The sequence below is a fragment of the Kitasatospora sp. CM 4170 genome (genome assembly GCF_032110285.1).
GTDB lineage: Bacteria > Actinomycetota > Actinomycetes > Streptomycetales > Streptomycetaceae > Kitasatospora > Kitasatospora aburaviensis.
Genome location: NZ_CP134877.1, coordinates 8240036 through 8256838 on the forward strand (window position 1 = coordinate 8240036; position 16803 = coordinate 8256838).

At 74.1% G+C, this 16803-nt stretch carries 10 protein-coding genes; 7 read left to right on the forward strand and 3 right to left on the reverse strand.

Annotated elements, in window-relative coordinates:
• Positions 1–46: 46 nt before the first annotated feature.
• Positions 47–2716: a cytochrome P450 gene (locus RMN57_RS34360; RefSeq protein WP_313767200.1), complete on the reverse strand. Its 2670-nt coding sequence runs from the start codon at positions 2714–2716 to the stop codon at positions 47–49.
• Positions 2717–3132: 416 nt separating this feature from the next.
• On the opposite strand from RMN57_RS34360, the gene RMN57_RS34365 reads away from it, so the two are divergent.
• The 7 genes from RMN57_RS34365 to RMN57_RS34395 all read left to right on the forward strand — a co-directional run bounded on the left by RMN57_RS34365 (position 3133) and on the right by RMN57_RS34395 (position 11937).
• Positions 3133–3957 (forward strand): sigma 54 modulation/S30EA ribosomal C-terminal domain-containing protein, encoded by an 825-nt coding sequence (locus RMN57_RS34365; protein ID WP_313767201.1) that lies wholly within the window; start codon positions 3133–3135, stop codon positions 3955–3957.
• A gap of 175 nt (positions 3958–4132) precedes the next feature.
• Positions 4133–4555: a hypothetical protein gene (locus tag RMN57_RS34370; RefSeq protein ID WP_313767202.1), complete on the forward strand. Its 423-nt coding sequence runs from the start codon at positions 4133–4135 to the stop codon at positions 4553–4555.
• A 763-nt stretch (positions 4556–5318) separates the two neighbouring features.
• Positions 5319–7604, forward strand: coding sequence for an RICIN domain-containing protein (locus RMN57_RS34375; protein ID WP_313767203.1), 2286 nt, complete (start codon positions 5319–5321; stop codon positions 7602–7604).
• Between the two features lie 317 nt (positions 7605–7921).
• On the forward strand, positions 7922–8647 hold the full coding sequence (locus tag RMN57_RS34380; protein ID WP_313767204.1) for a hypothetical protein: 726 nt from the start codon (positions 7922–7924) through the stop codon (positions 8645–8647).
• A gap of 122 nt (positions 8648–8769) precedes the next feature.
• Positions 8770–9786: a UDP-glucose 4-epimerase GalE gene (galE, locus tag RMN57_RS34385; RefSeq protein WP_313767205.1), complete on the forward strand. Its 1017-nt coding sequence runs from the start codon at positions 8770–8772 to the stop codon at positions 9784–9786.
• A 190-nt stretch (positions 9787–9976) separates the two neighbouring features.
• Positions 9977–10975, forward strand: a complete 999-nt coding sequence (locus tag RMN57_RS34390) for an endonuclease/exonuclease/phosphatase family protein (RefSeq protein ID WP_313767206.1) — start codon at positions 9977–9979, stop codon at positions 10973–10975.
• Positions 10976–11019: 44 nt separating this feature from the next.
• Positions 11020–11937 carry a phosphorothioated DNA-binding restriction endonuclease gene (locus RMN57_RS34395; RefSeq protein WP_313767207.1) on the forward strand — a complete coding sequence of 306 codons (918 nt, stop codon included), beginning with the start codon at positions 11020–11022 and terminating at the stop codon, positions 11935–11937.
• A 230-nt stretch (positions 11938–12167) separates the two neighbouring features.
• Here the strand turns inward: RMN57_RS34395 and RMN57_RS34400 are convergent, their stop codons facing one another.
• Both RMN57_RS34400 and RMN57_RS34405 read right to left on the reverse strand, forming a co-directional pair.
• Positions 12168–12434 (reverse strand): hypothetical protein, encoded by a 267-nt coding sequence (locus tag RMN57_RS34400; protein WP_313767208.1) that lies wholly within the window; start codon positions 12432–12434, stop codon positions 12168–12170.
• Positions 12435–12520: 86 nt separating this feature from the next.
• Entirely contained in the window at positions 12521–16657 is a 4137-nt protein-coding gene (locus tag RMN57_RS34405; protein WP_313767209.1) for a polymorphic toxin-type HINT domain-containing protein, read from the reverse strand.
• Between the last annotated feature and the right edge of the window lie 146 nt (positions 16658–16803).

The window sequence follows — 16803 nt, forward strand, 5'->3', positions numbered from 1 at the left end:
CGCCCTCACCGGGCGTCCGTCACAGACACCCGTGCCCGGGCGGCCGTCACCGATCGCCTGAGCGGTAGCGGCGGCTGGTGCCGGCCCAGACGCGGACGCCGTCGACCAGCTCCCGCGTGCCGTCGAGGTACCAGTGGCCGGCCGGGTGCCGCAGCCGTAGCCGGCGACGCAGGGCCGTGCTCTCCTCCCGCAGCCGGGCGATCCGGGCGCGGACGGCCCGGATCGCGGTGCGGCGGGTGCAGCCGCGGACGCGTTGCAGTGTGAGGACGGTGTTGAAGGCGGCGGCGGGCTGGCGCTCCTCCCGTTCCAGTGAGTACAGGTCGTTGATGAGCGTCGCCGCGTCGGCGGTGTGGGCGCGCAGCCTGTGCAGGTCGGGATCGGCGTGCAGCCGGGCCGGTACTTCGGTGCCCTGGACCCGCTCCAGTATGTTCATGAACGGGTAGAGGCAGCTGGCGTGGCGGCGCAGCCGCACGGTCTCGGGCAGGTCGGGGGCGGTGCGGGCGGCGCGGTGCTGCGACTCGGTGAGGAAGGTCTCCAGACAGGCCCGCCACTCGGCGGCACTGCGCTCGCGCCAGGCGGGGGACATCGTGGCGCACTGGCGCTGCCACAGCTCCTGCCAGGAGCGCAGCAGTGGCGGGCCGTTCGGGGCGGCCGCCCGGGCCCGGTCGACCGCCGGTACGGCGAGCATCGGCTCGATCAGGCTGCGGGCCTCGGCCGGGCGGCGGCCGGGCGGTCCGTCGAACCGGTCGTCGAGGAGGGTGAACCAGCCGAGGACGTCGACCAGGAGGTCCAGTTCGGCGCCGCGTGCGCGCGGGTAGGCGTGACCGATCAGCTCGGGGAGCGTGTTCGCGTGGTAGCGCGGCAGGTCGGCGGGGGTGAGCAGGCCGTGGCCGAGCATCCAGCCGTCGTGACGGGTGGCCGCGGTGCGCAGCTCCTCGGGGGAGCGGCGGACCGCCGCGCGCGGCGAGGGTCGGGCGGCGGGTGCCACAGGGCCGGCGGGTGTCACAGGGCCGGCGGGTCGGGGGACGGTGGCGGATCGCACTCCGCGGGCGGCCGGCGCCGGGGGAGCGGCCCGGGGGCCCGCGCGGTGCGTGCCCGGGGCGTCGCGCGTGCCCGGGCTGTTGTGCGTGCCCGGGGTGTCGCGGCTGCTCGGGGTGGCCGCGCTTCGCGGGGACGGGGTGCCCTGCGGGGCCCGGCCGGTGCGCGGGGCGAGCCGGACGCGCAGGCCCTGGGCCTGGACGGTGGTCCACACGACCTCGCGGGCCCGGGCGCCCGCCACCGGCGTCGGCCGCCAGCGGCGCAGGATCGCGGCGGCGGCCACGGTCAGCTCGGCCCAGGCGAAGGCCTCGCCGATGCACTTGTGCTTGCCCGCGCCGAACGGCAGGAACGCGTGCCGCCCGCCGCCGGCCGGACCGCCGCCCTCGGCCGCGGGACCACCGTCGGCCGCGGCACCGCCCGACCGCCAGCGGCCCGGGTGGAAGCGCAGCGGCTCGGGGTGGAGCAGCGGGTCGCGGTGCAGCGCGGTCAGGCTGTAGAGCAGCTCGGTGCCGGCCGGGATCCGGTACGGGCCGAGCTCCACCGGTACTCGCGCGGTCCGCATCAGAAAGGCGTTCGGGGCGTGCAGCCGGACGACCTCCCGGGTGACGCTGCGGGTGTACGTGAGCCGGGCGAGCGCCTCCGGGGTGGGCACGGTGCCCGCCGGGAGGTGTTCGTCCAGTTCGGCCAGGACCCGCGCCTCGACCCGGGGGTGGCGCAGCAGCTCGTCGATCAGCCAGGTGAGCGTGGTGGACACGGTCTCGGTGCCCGCGCCGAACATCGTGATCGCCTCGGAGCGCACGTCGGCCTCGGTGAGCGGGCGTCCGGTCGCCGGGTCCGTGGCGGCGCGCAGCAGGCCGGGCAGGGTCCGGTCCGGGCCGCCGCCGAACGGACAACCACCCGGACCGCCGGCGCCGCCCGGACCGCCGGTTCCGCCCGATTCGCCGGTGCCGTCCGAACCCTTCGGCCGGGCAGCGCCGTTGACCGCCTGGTCGACCACCTGGTTGAGGACGCGGACGGCGGCGTCGAAGCGCCGGTTGACCGGCAGCGGCAGGCGCGCGAGCGCCGGGTGCGGGTACAGCGACTGCACGATCTGGCCCTTCACCATGTCGGGCAGCGCCCGGTGGAAGGCGAGCGCGGCCTCCTCGCTCAGCCGCGCGTCGAACAGCGTCCGGGTGACGATGTCCAGGGCGAGGTGGTTCATCTCCTTCGCGACGTCCAGCACCTGGCCCGGCCGCCAGCGCGCGGCGCGCTCCTCGGCCACCCGGTGCATCACCGCGAGGTAGCCGGCCATCCGGTCCTGGCCGAAGGCGGGTTGGACGATCCGGCGGCGGTCGCGGTGCGCCTGGCCCTCGGACATCAGCAGGCCGTCGCCGAAGGCCGTCCGGAGAGTGTCCTGCACGGCCCCGCGCGGACAGTCGTGCGCCAGCGCGACCAGCAGGGTGTGGACGAGGTGCGCGTCGGTGACCACGCAGACGGTGCGCGGTCCCAGCCGGATCCGGACCACGCCGCCGTGGCGGGCGAGCGAGCCGAGGAAGCCGAGCGGGTCGCGCAGCAGCGCGGGGGCGTGGCCGAGGCCGGGGAGGGCGCCGGGCGCGAGCGGGGGAGGGCCGGAGTGCACCGGGCGGGGTGCGCTTCTGGACGGGACGGCCGGTCTGCGGGGCTCGGTCGTCAGGGTCATGCCACTACCTCTCACCAATGTGGACCGGCGCGGCGGGACCGCCGGAGCCCCCGCCGCGACAGGCGGAATGCGGGGGCCGGACAGTGCAGGCGCGCAGGCCCCCGCGCACGCCACCAACAGAGGGGGCGCTCGCCATAGGAAAACGCGCCGCTCGGGCGGGCGTTGCGCCGCACTCGGGGGGATCACTCCATCGGCGGACACCGGACGGGTCGCCGGCGCACGGCGGCCGGCCGCCGCGGCCAGTGCCGCGGCGCGACCTCGGTGCGACCTCGGCGCGGCCTCGGCGGGGCCGGGCCGGACGGCCCGGGTGACGACGCGGGGAGGGGGGAGGGACGGGCCCGGACAAGAGGGTCTTTCGGCCCTCGGCCGGAGACCACCTCCAGGTCCAGCATGGTGCCTGACCAAGGAGGATCCTGATGACCCGTCTGCGCCACCGGCCCGCTCTCGACGTGCGGGTGGAGATCCGTGGCGAGCTGCCCCGCGAGGACGCCGAGTACGCCCGGACCCAGGCGGTGGAGCTGATCTCGGCCCTCGGCCCGGACACGCACTCGGCCCGGGTCCGGGTCACCCGGCTGCGGCACCGGGCCGTGACCCGGCCGGCGGTGGTGCAGGGCTCGGTGGAGCTGGACGGCGTCGGGCGGGTCCGGGTCCAGCTGGCGGCCACGAGCGTCCGCGAGGCGGTGGACGTCGCGCTGGGCACGCTGGCCGGCCGGGCCGCTCGGCTGCGCGAGCAGGGGCACATCGGCCTCGCCGCGGCCTACCAGAGCGCCTACTGCCCGCAGTACGCCCCGCGCCCGCTCGCCGAGCGGCAGATCGCCCGGTACAAGACGGTGGTGCCCGCGCTGCGCACCCCCGACCAGGCCGTCCGCGAACTGCTCGCCCTGGACCACACGTTCCACCTCTTCGTCGACGCCCTGACCGGCCAGGACAGCGTCGTCCACCGCGCGCCGGTCGACGGCGGGCTCCGGCTGGTGCGGGCGCACTCGGCGGCCAGGTTCGGGGGCAGTGGGCTCCCGCTCACCGAGAGCCCCTACCCCGCGCCGCGGCTCGACCCGGCCGAGGCGGCCCGCCGGCTCTGGCTCACCTGTTGGCCGTTCGTCTTCCACACCGACCCGGACGACGGCCGGGGCCGCGTCCTCTACCGCCGCTACGACGGGCACTACGGCCTGCTGCGGCCGGAGACGGCGGACGGGCGGGTCCGGCCGGAGACGGTGGACGGGCCGGAGGGGCCGGAGGCCTGACGGCGGCCGGGCGGCGCCACCCGGGGGACCCACCCCGGGGACCCACCCCGGGGACCCACCCCGGGGACCCACCCCGGGGACCCACCCCGGGGAACACCCTCCACGCACCACCACCGAAGCACCACCACCGAGCGCCCGGCGGAACACCGCCGGGCGGAAGACGGGAGCAGGGACCATGGACTGCGAGGACGTCATGCTGACCGTCCGGATCACCGCTGCCGAGCGGGCCCTGCTGCGCGCGCTGGCGCGCGGTCACGGCGGCGACGTGTCCGAGGTGGCGGTGGACGGCCTGCTCGACGTCATCCCGGCGCTCACCGGGGACACCGACGCGCTCCGGTTGGTGCGGGTGCTCGCCCGTCCCGCGCCGTGCGCGGTGACGTTCTGGCTGCCGGCCTCGGTGGTCGAACTCCTTCCGCTGGTGGGCGACCACGTGGCCCGGCTCAGCGGGGTGCAGGTCGGCCCGGCCAGCGGCGCGCTGTCCGCCGCACTGCGGCTCTGGCTGGCCGGCGATCCGGCCCGGCTGGCCGCCTCCCTCACCACCATGCACGCGCCGGCCGCCCGCCGGTCCGGTCCCCGCCCGCTGGGCGTCGCGGCCTGACCGACCCGATCCGGCCGTTTCGGATCGCGCGGGCGTCCCCGGCCAGGTGGGCGGTCTCCGGCGGTGCGCCGGTTCGGCCGGCCGGGGCCGGCGGGCCGGCCCCGGAGTGACGGCTGCTCCGGCGTGGGGCGGCGGGGGCCCGAGCGGTGGCCCGGATGGCATGTCCTGGGCGGGAAATTGGCTGGTCAGGACTCTGGTCACGGTCTTCCGGCGGGTCTAGCATTCCGGACACGGCAGCCGGATTCCGAACCCCCGGAGAGCCCGGCCGGGTGGCCGTCGCCACCCCCTGCCGGGGAGCGCGTACCCCCCGAGCGCGCTCCCCGGCACCGTCGTGCGCCCGGACGCGTCGCCGTCCCCGGCTCCCGCCGCACCGTCGCGGCCGCCGCCCACCCCGCGGGCCGCCCGCCCGCGCCGGCACCGCCGCACCATCGCCTCCGCTCGTGGGCCGGCCGCGCCGCGTCCGCCCGGTTGCTGATGCCTCTTCCCCCCCGACTCACCGTCAGCGCGTTCGGCCGCCCACCACCGACCCGTCGCCGACCCGCCGTCAACTCTCCCCGCGCCCTCCCGAACCGCCTCGGAGCGCGCAGGTGCACGAACCGGACGTGCACCCACCGCCCCCATCTGTACGGCTTCTCGCCAGTCTTCCCGAAATTCGAAAGATGTTTCTGTTATCCCCTCCCGTCCCTCCTGGTCTCCGGAGTGTCGGAAGGCCGGCAGCCGCCCCACGCGGCACGCGGCCGTCGCACGAGGAGAGGAGAGCGGTATGGGACACCGGAGTTCGGAGCTCCGCCGCAGGAAGCGGCGCCGGTTGGGGCGCCGCACGGCGCTGGTGGCGGTGGCTGTGACGGCCGGTCTGGTCGCCGGCGTGCTGGGGATCCAGACCGCGCTGGAGCCGTCCGCCGGGAAGAGCGACGTCGCGGTGGCGGGTTCGGCCGACCGGGCGGAGGCGGTCGCGGCCGGGGTGGTCGCCGACGACGGCGGGCCGGGCGAGACGGGCACCGCCGAGGGTGCCACCCAGGCGCCGGCCCCACGCCGCGACCAGAAGGCCGCGCCGATCAAGGAGATACCCAAGGACCAGCCGGAGCGCGGTCTGGTCTACGCCGGTCTCACCCTGCCGGCCGGTGACCGCTGCGCCGGTTCGCTGGAGGTCTCGGGCGGCCAGCAGTGCAGCCACGGGCCGGACGCCCCGCCGAAGGACGTGGACATCCACAAGGACGTCGCGCCGGTGACGGCGACGGCCGTCCAGCCCGCGACCCTGACGCCGCCCGCCGACGCCCAGCCGCCGGCCGCCGCCGACCTGGTCAAGGGCTCGGCGCAGGTCCTCGACGTCGGCCAGAAGGCCGTGGTCGGCGAGGCACCCACGGCCGCTGCCGCCGCTGCTGCCGACGCGCCCGCCGCGGGTTCGGCGCCCCAGCAGACCCCCGCCGCCGGCGGCTCCGCCGTCGTCTGTGAAGGCGACGGCAGCACCGGTAACCGGGTGCAGGTGGTGTACGTCCACGCCCCGGGCAACGACCGCTTCGCCCAGTACCTGGCCTCGTTCAAGAAGTGGGCCGCGGACGTCGACGTCATCTACAACGCGAGCGCCCAGGAGACCGGCGGCGTCCGGCACGTCCGCTTCGTCACCGAGTCCGACTGCACCGCCTCGGTGCTGAACGTGCAGATCTCGGACTCCGAGATCGGGGACTTCAACGCGACCAACCGGGCCCTCGCCGCGCAGGGGTTCAACCGCAAGGACCGCAAGTACATGATGTTCACCGATGCCAAGGTGTACTGCGGCATCGGCACCTTCGCGGGTGACGAGCGTCCGGGCCAGGACAACCTGAGCAACTTCGGCCCCTCGTACGGGCGGACCGACTCCGGCTGCTGGGGCGGCCACACCGCCGCGCACGAACTCGGGCACAACCTGGGCGCGGTGAGCAACAGCGCGCCCAACTCCAGCAAGGGCGGCCACTGCGTCGACGAGTGGGACCTGATGTGCTACTCGGACACCCCGTACTACCCGGCGATGAAGACCGTCTGCCCGGACAACGCCAGTGACTCCCGCCTGGACTGCCGGCACGACGACTACTACAACACCTCTCCGGCGGCAGGCAGTTACCTGGCCACGCACTGGAACGTCGCCAACAACCGGTTCCTGATCGCGGGCGGCGGCACCGGTCCGAACCCGAACCCGAGCCCCACCGCGACGGCCTCGCCGACCCGCACCCAGACCCCGACGCCGTCCCCGACCGCCACCGGGTCCACCACGCCGACCCCGACCCGCTCGCCCTCGCCGACCGGCTCCACCACCCCGTCGCCGACCGGCACGCCCACCCGTACCGGCTCGCCCTCGCCGACCGCGTCGCCCACCGGCGGCGGTACCACCGGGCCCGATGTGACGGCCAGTCAGGTCACCCAGATCTCCGCGATGCTGAGCTGGCCCGCCGTCCAGGGCGCCACCGGCTATGACGTGGTGCTCAACGGTCAGACCGTCGGCACCGTCCGCGGCACCGTGGTCGGCCTGGTCCGCCTCGCGCCCAACACCGCCTACACCGTCGCGGTCGCCGTCCGCGACAGCGCGGGCGCCGTGTCGAAGCCCGGCCGCGCGGCCTCCTTCCGCACCCTCTCGGACGCGGGCCAGCCCCAGCCCGGCACCCGCTACACCCTGGTGAACGGTCTCACCGGCCAGGCCGCGGACCTCTGGGGCAGCTCGATGAACGACGGTACGGTGGCGATCGCCTACCAGCGCACCGGCTACGCGAACCAGAAGTGGACCTTCGAGGACGCCGGTTCCGGCACCGTCCGGATGAAGTCCGTCCGCTCGGACAAGTGCATGCAGCTCGGTGGCAACCCGGTGGCCGGCCAGTACCTGGCGCAGCGGCCCTGCTCCGACGCCTCCAGCCAGAAGTTCCGGGTGACCACCGCCGGCGGCGGGGTCACGCTGACCGCCGAGGGCTCCGACCTGGTGCTGGGCGTCAGTAACCGCTGGTACTACGGCGGTTGGCTGCTGGAGCTTCAGAAGTCGAACGGTCAGGCCTACCAGTCCTGGTCGCTCCAGAAGACCTCTTGATCCTGATTCCGATCCCGATGCCGATGCCGATCTGATTCCGACCCCGGTTCGGATCGGCTCCTCAGCCCCAGGACGTGCCCGGCCGGTGCCGGGCGCGTCCTGGGCATTGGTCTTGAAGGGCTCCGGCCGAGCGCGCCGCACGCGTCGTGGACCGCCGGACGAGTCCTGGACCGCCGGACGCGTCCTGACCGCCGGCCGGGCACGACCCGGTCGCCGGTCGCGGACCGCCGACCCGCCCCACCATCCGTCCGGGTGCGGCCGCCACCGCGTCACAGCGGCGGCGGCCGCACCCGGCCACGCACCACGAGGAACCCGCCATGCGCATCCGCCCGATCGCCGCCGCCCTCACCCTCACCCTCACCCTCGCCGGGGCGGCCGTCCTCGGTCCCGCCGCCCTGCCCGCCGCGGCCCACGGCGACACCGTGCACCTGGAGGTCGCCGGTGTGGAGGGCGGACACGTCACCGCCGTCGCCACCTGGGAGAACGACCACGACCCGGTCACCGAGGAGTTCGCCGGGACGATGGCGGCGACCTCCGACGACGGGCGCTCGGCCGGGCCGTGGCGCCTGGTCGCCGTCCCCGGCCGCCCGGGCTCCTACACCACCAGGGAGTTCCTGCCGGCCGGGCACTGGAGGATCACGGTGGACTGCGCCTTCCCCTCCCTCGGGCACGGCGAGCGGGAACTCGACGTCGAGGCGGCCCCCATCACGGACCCGACGCTGCCGACCCCGCCCTCACCCGCCACTTCCACCGCCACCGCGGTCCCGACCCCGGGCCCGACCGCCGTCCCGACCCTGGGCCCGGCTCCAGCGCCGACCACCCCGACCGTGGGACCCACCGCAGATCCCACCGCGGGCCCCACCACCGCTCCCACCGGCACCGCCGCGTCGCCGTCCGCGTCGCCCGGCCCGAACGCCGCCGCCACCGCGGGCAGCGACTCCGCCTCGAACGTGGCCGCCTGGGCGGCCGTCGGCACCGCCGCCCTGGCCGTCGCCCTGGTCGCCGTCGGCTTCCGGCTGCGCCGACGCGCCCGCGGCCGCTGATCCACTGATCCACCGGGCCGCGGCCGCTGATCCGCCGGCCCGGGAACCGGCGCGTCCGAACCACCGTCCAGGCAGGTAGCGGCCGTCACCAGGACGGCCGACCCAGGCAAGGAGCTCGGCGTATGAAGAAGGTCCTGATCACCGGTGGCGCGGGCTACATCGGCAGTACCGTCGCCTCCGCGCTGCTCGACCAGGGCATCACGCCGGTCATCCTGGACGACCTCTCCAAGGGCCGGGCCGAGTTCGTCGAGGGCCGCGTGTTCTACCAGGGCGACATCGCCGACCCCGGACTGCTCGACCGGATCTTCGCCGAGCACCCGGACATCGAGGCCACCCTGCACTGTGCGGCGCGCATCGTCGTTCCGGAGTCCGTCTCCCAGCCGCTCTTCTACTACCGCGAGAACGTCGGCAAGACGGTCGAGCTGCTGGAGTCCCTGCAGCGCAACGGCTGCACCCGGGTGGTCTTCAGCAGCTCCGCCTCGATCTACGCGCCGACGCCCGACGCCCGGGTGGACGAGACCTGCGCGGTCGACGCCAACAGCCCCTACGCCCGCACCAAGCAGATGATGGAACAGGTCCTCCAGGACTGGACCAAGGGCGACGGCGCCGAGCGGATCCGCGTCATCGCGCTGCGGTACTTCAACCCGATCGGTGCCGACCCGCAGCTGCGCACCGGCCTGCAGAACCTCAACCCCACCCACGCGCTCGGCAAGCTCATCGAGGCCTACACCGACGGCACGCCGTTCACCGTCACCGGTGTCGACTGGGCGACCCGGGACGGATCCGGCATCCGCGACTACATCCACGTCCAGGACGTCGCGGACGCCCACGTCGCCGCGCTCACCCGGTTCGACGAGGTGGTCAAGCCGGCCGCGGACGACCGCTACCGCGTGATCAACATCGGTACCGGCGAGGGCACCACCGTCCGCGAGCTGGTCGCCGCCTTCGAGCAGGCCGTCGGCGCCCGGCTGGACGTCCGCGAGGCCGACCCGCGTCCGGGTGACGTCATCGGCTGCTACGCCGCCGTCGACACCGCGCGGGAGCTGCTCGGCTGGACGGCGCAGCGGAACATCGCCCAGGGCGTCGCGGACGCGCTGGCCTGGCGGGCCAAGTGGGCCGCCCACCTCGGCGCCGCCTGACACCGGGGACCGCCTCCCCGGCCCCGCCGGCGGGCCCGCGCACGAGGGGAGCGCGGGCCCGCCGGCCTGCCCGCGTACGGGTCCGGCGCAGCCCCGGCGTCCGGTCTGCCGGACCCGGAGCACCGGAACCGTGTCGCCGCACCCCGCGTCTTCCGCCGCAGGCCGGCAAGGCGAGCGACGGGAGTGACGGGTGGGGAAGCAGACGGCGGGCGGGGCGAAGCCGGGCTGGTGGGGGTGGACCAGGCGGGTCCTGATCGGGGTCTGCGCACTCGGGTTGGCGCTGCCGGCCGGGCTGTCGGTCGTCCGCCTCGGCGGCTGGGACGACGGCACGGCGCTGGCGATGCCGATGGTGCTGCTGCCGTACGCGGCGCTGGGCACCCTCGTCCTGCTGGGCGTGCTGCTGGCGCTCCGCTCGTGGTGGGTGGCGGTCGTGGCCGGGCTGCTCGCGGTGCTCCAACTCTGCTGGCTGGTACCGCGGTTCATCCCCGAGGGTGGCTCGGTGGCGGCCGACGCGCCGCGCCTGCGGGTGGCCACCAGCAACGCGTACATGGGCCGGGTCGACGCCGCCGAGCTGATCCGCCTGGTGCGCGAGCAGCGGGTGGACGTCCTCGCCCTGGAGGAGTTCTGGGGCCCCGCGCGGGCCGCGCTGGAACGGGCGGGGATCGCCGAACTGCTGCCCTACCGCCAGCTGCCGGAGGGGCGCGACACCGTCCTCTACTCGCGGCTGCCGCTGACCCCGCTGGACGCCTCCGCTCCGACGGCGGCGCGGGCGCAGGTCACCGCCGACGTCTCGGTCGGCGGCCGGACCGTCCGGCTGACCGCCGTCCACACCTACTACCCGCTCGGCGACGCCGCGGCCTGGTCCGCCGACTTCGCCGAGCTGCGGGCGGCGGCCTCCGAGGGCGGCACGCGCAACGCCGTCCTCCTGGGCGACTTCAACGCGACCCTCGACCACGCGCCGATGCGCGACCTGCTCGCCACCGGCCTCACCGACACCCACGCCGAGCTCGGCCGCGGCGTCGCGCCGACCTGGCCCGAGGACAACGACGACTTCCCCTACCTCCCGCCGGTGATCCAGATCGACCACGTCCTGCACGGCGACGCCCTGACCGCCGTCTCGGTCGCCGAACACCGCTTGCCGGGCACCGACCACCGCGCCGTCGTCGCCGAACTCGCCCTCACCGGCTGACCCCTGACCCGACACCGTCACCACCGCCGTCTACCCTGGCGGCCATGGACTGGCTCGATCGGGTGGCGAAGCTGCGACGGTGGACGAACAACGACGTCCGGGCACCGCACAAGCCGTTGTTGCTGTTGTACGCCTTCGGCAGCTACCAGCAGGACGCTCGGGGCGGGCTGCGCTACAGCGCGATCGAGGAGGAGCTCAAGCGGCTTCTCGCCGAGTACGGTCCGCCGCATCCGACGACCCCCGCGTACCCCTTCCACCACCTGGTCAGTGACGGCGTGTGGGAGGTCCGGACCGACGACGGCGCGGGGAGCCCGGGGAGCGGAGTCCGGGCGCTCCGTTCCAGTGGGGCGACCGGGAGGCTCGCGCCCGGTCTGCGGGCCGCGCTCGACGAGGAGCCGCTGCTGCTGGGCCGGTTGGTCAGGGTGCTGCTGGACACGCATTTCCCGTCGTCCCTGCACGGCGAGCTCTGCGCGGCCGTCGGGCTGGACCTGGAACTCGCGGAGAAGGGTCCCGTCAACGGCGCCGACCCGGCGGTCCGGCGCCAGCGGGACCGGCGGATGCGCGATCTCATACTCACGGCCTACGAGTTCCAGTGCGCGTTCTGCGGCTACGACGGCACGCTCGGCGCGACCGCGGTCGGGCTGGAGGCCGCGCACGTGCGCTGGTGGTCGCACGACGGGCCGGACGAGGTCGACAACGGCCTCTGCCTCTGCTCGCTGCACCACAAGCTCTTCGACAAGGGCGTGCTGGGGCTGGGGGAGGACCACCGCATCCTCGTCTCCCAGCGCTTCGTCGGCCGCAGCGAGGCGAGCCGGCAGCACGTCCTCGCCCTCGCCGGCCGCCCCGTCATCGGCCCCCAACGAGGCCTCCCCCCGGTCGCCGCCCACCACCGCCGATGGCACGAACGCCAGGTCTTCCACGGCACCGCCCGTCCGCCGGCAGACCTGGAGCCCGTGGGGTGACCGGGCCCGGCGGGTTCAACCCGGCCGGGCGCGCTCAACGCTTTCGCCCGAATGCCTCGGAGCCCTGGCGGACCGTGGTCCGCCAGGGCTCCCGGGGAGTGTGGAGGCATCGCACCAGATCATGCGTCGATCAGTTGGCAGTGACCGCAGCTTCTGGACATTGAAGCCAGCCAACCACAAGTACTGGAGGCCACCAGAGCTAATTCTGGGGAATCCTAAGACCTCCTTGGCTAGTCACCGATGAACACGAGGTGCCGATGCGGCTTGGCGCGGACCAGCTCACACATGCGAACCAGGTTCTGTACGGCGTCTTCATCCACACCCGAAGCCGCCAGGAATTCAGCCCCCTCTCGGAGCTCGCCGATGAGGAATCCACACTGGAGGTAGTTCAGCACGGTGTCACCGTACGGGTCCAGTGATGCCATCGTCGGGAATTGCTTCGCGTCCACGCCCTTCATCACCGGGTTGAAGTTGACATGTGCCACGGTCTTATCCACGACAACTCCGTTCTCCTCCAGAACTCGAACCCCGAAAGACATTCACCCTCCTTGAATGGTGCGACTCGCTGCCGCCGAGCTCTCTACTAGGGAGTTCCTGGATGCATGGTCACCAGGTCACCGAAGTCGAGATAGTCGGTCTCGTACATCTCAGGCCTCGCCGTTCTGATGATCGTATAGAACCGAGTCGGCAAGCCATTCTTGTCTGTGCCGATGATCCTTCCCGCATCAACCACGTACTGGATTCGACCGGTGTTGGATTGATACTGGCCTATCTTCCCATCGGAGCCGCGAGCCAGTACATAAAGATCCTCGCCGTCGTTGAAGATGGACTTCCCATCTGTCTTGTCGCCGGACGATGTGTGGCGAGGCTTCACGTGCTCGTCGATCCGATACGCATCCTCTCCTGCGCACAGGCCGCCGGAATTGTGCACCAGTACCGGCGTATTGCCCGCGAGTACATAGTACGTGTGGAGATCCCGGACCGTCAGGTTGTAGGCGGCCTGCAGACCATTGCGGTGCTTTGTGCCCGTGATCCTTGCGGTGGAGCCGCCGGGCGTGCGCAGTTCGTCGCCAGCGATGAGGTCGGCGGCGTCGAGCCACCGGTGGCGGTTCTCGGCCCAGAAGGGGTGGTGATCAGTAGCAGTCAGGCTGCCGCTGCCGGCGGCTACGTTGAGGTCGGTGAAGTCTCGATCATCCGGGGTGAGGATGGTCGCGTCGACCGTGCGCCCGCCGCTTCGGCCCGTCGCCGGGTCGGTGGCCGTGACCTGGTCGCCGACGCCTATCTGCTCGATCGGCTTGGTGGTGCCGTCGGCCATCAGGACTCGGGTACCGGCGGGGAAGCTGTTCGGCGTGGGGCAGATGCCCGCCTTGGTGAGCGCCTGCTCCAGGTAGGTGGAGACTTCGTGGCCGAACGGCAGCTTCCTGGAGAGATCGAGGGCCTTGCCAGCCTGGTCGCCGACGATGGACTTCGCCGCGGAGCAGGAAGGGGACTTGTCCATCGCATCGCCCGACACGATGCTGATCCCGCACAGTGCCCCGTCCGCTACGAAGCTCGGGACGGCGACCTGGGTGAGCTCGAAGGAGAAGGTCCACGCCGAGCCGAGCAGCCCGAAGGCACCGACCACCGCGTCGAGGGGGTGGTCCATGACCCGGTCGAGGGTGTGGACGAAGAAGTCCGTGAGGTCGTCGATGCCGGGGAGCTTGGGTGCGTCCCAGTCCCAGTTCTCGACGATGTCTCGGCCTGTGTGCTTCAGCTTCTCGATTCCACGGCCGACGAACGCGTCACGGCTCTGCTCCTGCCGCTTGGCCACCTCCTCGACGGACTGGACCAGGACCTGGTTGACGTACTCGGTGAGCGACTTGGTGGCGGTGACCTGGAAGGCCTGGTTGGCCGACTGGGCGGCGGTGCGGGCGTCCTGGCCCGCCGCCTGCGCCGCATCGTGCGCCTTCGTCGCCGAGGTGTAGGCCTCGGAAGCGGACGCCTGGGCGAACCACTTGGACTTCTCCGCCCGCTGGGCCGAGTACTCCGCGCTGACCGTGTCCCGCAGGGCCGCGTCGCGCGCGCCGGCCGCGGTTTTGGCCGCCTGCGCCGCCTTGGCGCCGCTGGCTTCCGCCTGCTTCGCCTTCTCCTTGGCCTGGTTGGCGTAGGTGTTGGCCGCGTCGGCGGCCTTCTTCGCCTGGTCGGCGGCGCTGTTCGCCTCCGCCGCAGCGCCCCGGGCGACCGCCGCGACGCGGGCGGCCTCGGCGGCGTTCTGCTGCGCCAGTGAACTCGCCGCCGATGCCTCGGCGATCATGCGGTCGACGTCGGCGACGTGGGCCGCGGCGAGTTCGTCCTTGCGCCGGGCGGTGTACTGCCCGGTCTGGATGAAGGCTCGCAGCGCCTGCGGCGGGGCTTCGAGCGCGACCTCGGCCGCGGCCTTGACCTCGGGCCCGCCGGTCTGGGTCAGCTGGGCGGCGCGGACCTGGTCGTCGGAGATCTGCGCGTTGTAGCGGCCGGTGCCGAGGAACTCCCTCAGCGCGTCGACACCCTGAGCGTTCAGGGCGGCCTCGGCTGCGGCCTTCACGGCCGGTCCGGCGCCGTTCGTCTGCTGGGCGACGGCGACCTGGTAGTCGGTCGCGGCAGCCCGGTACTGGCCGCTCTCCAGGAAGGCGTGGACGGCGGCGGCGTCGGCCTTGAGGGCGGTCGCGGCCTCGGTGCGGACCGCGGTCATCTCGGAGTCGGCGGCCAGCCGGGCGACGCGGTCGCGGTCGTCGAGTTCGAGGGCCTTCGCGTGTCCCTGCCGGACGTACTCCAGCACGGCGTTGTCGTCCCCGGCCAGGGCCATCCGCGCGGCGGCGGCGTCCCAGGTGCCGGAGATCTTGACCGACAGCAGCGCCAACTTGCGCCCGTCGGTGGCGATCCGGGCGAGGTCGGCGTCGGGCCGGGCGACGGCGGCGGTGAGCCGGGCGGCCTCGTCCGAGAAGGCGCGCACGTCCTGGACGGCCTGGCCGGCCTGGGTCCGGGCGTCCTCGTACGAGGCCCTGGCGTCGCGTGCCTGGTCGAGTGCGGCGGCGGTGCGACCGGCGCGGTCCTCGGCCTCGACCCGCTCGGCGAGGCTCTTGATCTGCCCCGCCTTGTCGACGGCGTCCTTGGCCTCGGTGGCCGCCTTCTGGGCGTCGCTCGCGTACGCGGAGGAGTTGCTGGCCGCTGCGGTGCTGTCGCCCGCGTGCTGGGCCGCGTCGCGGGCGGACTGGGCGGCGCTCTTGGCGTGGGCGGCGGCGGACGAGGCCATCGCCTTGGCGTCCTTGACCGCCTGCGCGGCCTCACCGGCGAGGCCCTTGGCCGCGGTGGCGGCCCGGGTGGCCTCCATGGCGTGGCGGCGGGTGGAGGCGGCGGCCGACGTGGCCCGGGCGGACTGCGCGCCCGCCTGCCGGGCGTACCCGCCGGCCTCATCGGCCGAGTCGGCGGCGGACTTCGCGTTGCCACCGGCGGCCAGGGCGAGGTCGGAGGCGTCGTGCGCGGAGGTGGCCGCGGAGTTGGCCTTCTCCAGCGCCTCGGCGGCGGTCTGCGCGGCGACGGACGCCGTCTCGGCCGTCTGGGCGGCCTCGCTGGCGGCGTGCGCCTTGCCGCCGTCGTTCACCGCGTCGGTCGCGGCGCCGGCGGCGCGGGCAGCGGCCTGGGAGGCGCCGGTGGCCGCGTAAGCGGCCTGTGAGGCCGCGCTCGCGGCGGTCCGGGCGGAAGCGTTCGCGGCCCGGGCGGCCTGGATGGCGGTCTGTGCGGCGTCGGCGGCGCGGCCTGCGGCCGTCGCGGCGCGGTCCGCGGCCGCCCCGGCCTTCGCGTTGTCGCTGCCGGCGGCCTGGGTGTCCGAAGCGGCCTTGGCGGCAGCCTCCTTGGCGAGTTTCGAGGTGGCCACCGCCTTGGCGGAGGCCTCCTTGGCGGCCTCGGTCGAGCGGACCGCCTGTGCGCTCGCCTCCTTGGCCTGCTGCGCCAGCTGGGCGATGGAGGTGCGCTCCATGTCGCGTGCCCTGGCGACGTGCTGGCCGACCGTCAGGAACTCGTGGACGTCGTCGATCGACCCGTTCAGGGCCAGCCGTGCGGCGGCCTGTGTGTTGGGTCCGCCGGTGCTGAGGATCTGCACCAGCTGGACCCGGTCGTCGGCCTCCCGGGCGGTGTACTGGCCCTCGGCGAGGAACGTCCGCAGGTCGTCGACGCTGCCGTTCAGCGCGGCCTCGGCGGCCTGCCGCACCCCGCGGCCGGCGCCGTTCATCAGCATGGCGGCCTGCACCTGCTGGTCGGACTTGAGCGGCTCCTGCCAGCCCGACACCAGGAAGGTGCGCAGCTCCTCGGGCGTTCCGCCGAGCGCCTTCTCCGCGGCGGCGCGCACCGAACCCCCGCCCAGCGCGTGGATCTGAGCGGCACTCACCTGGTCGTCGGAGACCTGGGCGACCGCCCGTTCGCCGTCGAGGAACTTCCGCACGTCCGCGTCGGTGCCCAGCAGCGCGGCCTCGGCGGCGGCCTTCACCCCGGGGCCGCCCGTCAACCAGCTCTCGACGACCTTGCCCCGGTCCGTCAGGAGCGGGACCGTGGGCGGCTGGGCCCCGTCCGCCGCGTACGCCGGGCTGGTGCCCAGCAGGCTCGCCGCCATCGCCAGCGGCAGCAGCCGCAGGGACAGCCGCCTCGGGGCGGAGCCGTCCGGCCGCCCCCTCCTCCCCGGTATCGATCCGGCACGCCATCCGCCCACGGGCGACCCCCTGCAGTCGAGAAGAGAAATTGCGCGACGATCGTCGGCGGGAGGGAGCATAGCCACATCGAATGCGGTGACGGAATTTCAGCCCCGCGGTCGGACGGACCGGATCGGGAATTCCAGGCTTCCGAGGCGTTCGCCGG

Bases quoted from the DNA above. Each gene is read 5' to 3' on its own strand.
- RMN57_RS34360 (WP_313767200.1), bottom strand. From the start codon at position 2,716: ATGACCCTGACGACCGAGCCCCGCAGACCGGCCGTCCCGTCCAGAAGC.
- RMN57_RS34365 (WP_313767201.1), top strand. From the start codon at position 3,133: ATGACCCGTCTGCGCCACCGGCCCGCTCTCGACGTGCGGGTGGAGATC.
- RMN57_RS34370 (WP_313767202.1), top strand. From the start codon at position 4,133: ATGGACTGCGAGGACGTCATGCTGACCGTCCGGATCACCGCTGCCGAG.
- RMN57_RS34375 (WP_313767203.1), top strand. From the start codon at position 5,319: ATGGGACACCGGAGTTCGGAGCTCCGCCGCAGGAAGCGGCGCCGGTTG.
- RMN57_RS34380 (WP_313767204.1), top strand. From the start codon at position 7,922: ATGCGCATCCGCCCGATCGCCGCCGCCCTCACCCTCACCCTCACCCTC.
- galE (WP_313767205.1), top strand. From the start codon at position 8,770: ATGAAGAAGGTCCTGATCACCGGTGGCGCGGGCTACATCGGCAGTACC.
- RMN57_RS34395 (WP_313767207.1), top strand. From the start codon at position 11,020: ATGGACTGGCTCGATCGGGTGGCGAAGCTGCGACGGTGGACGAACAAC.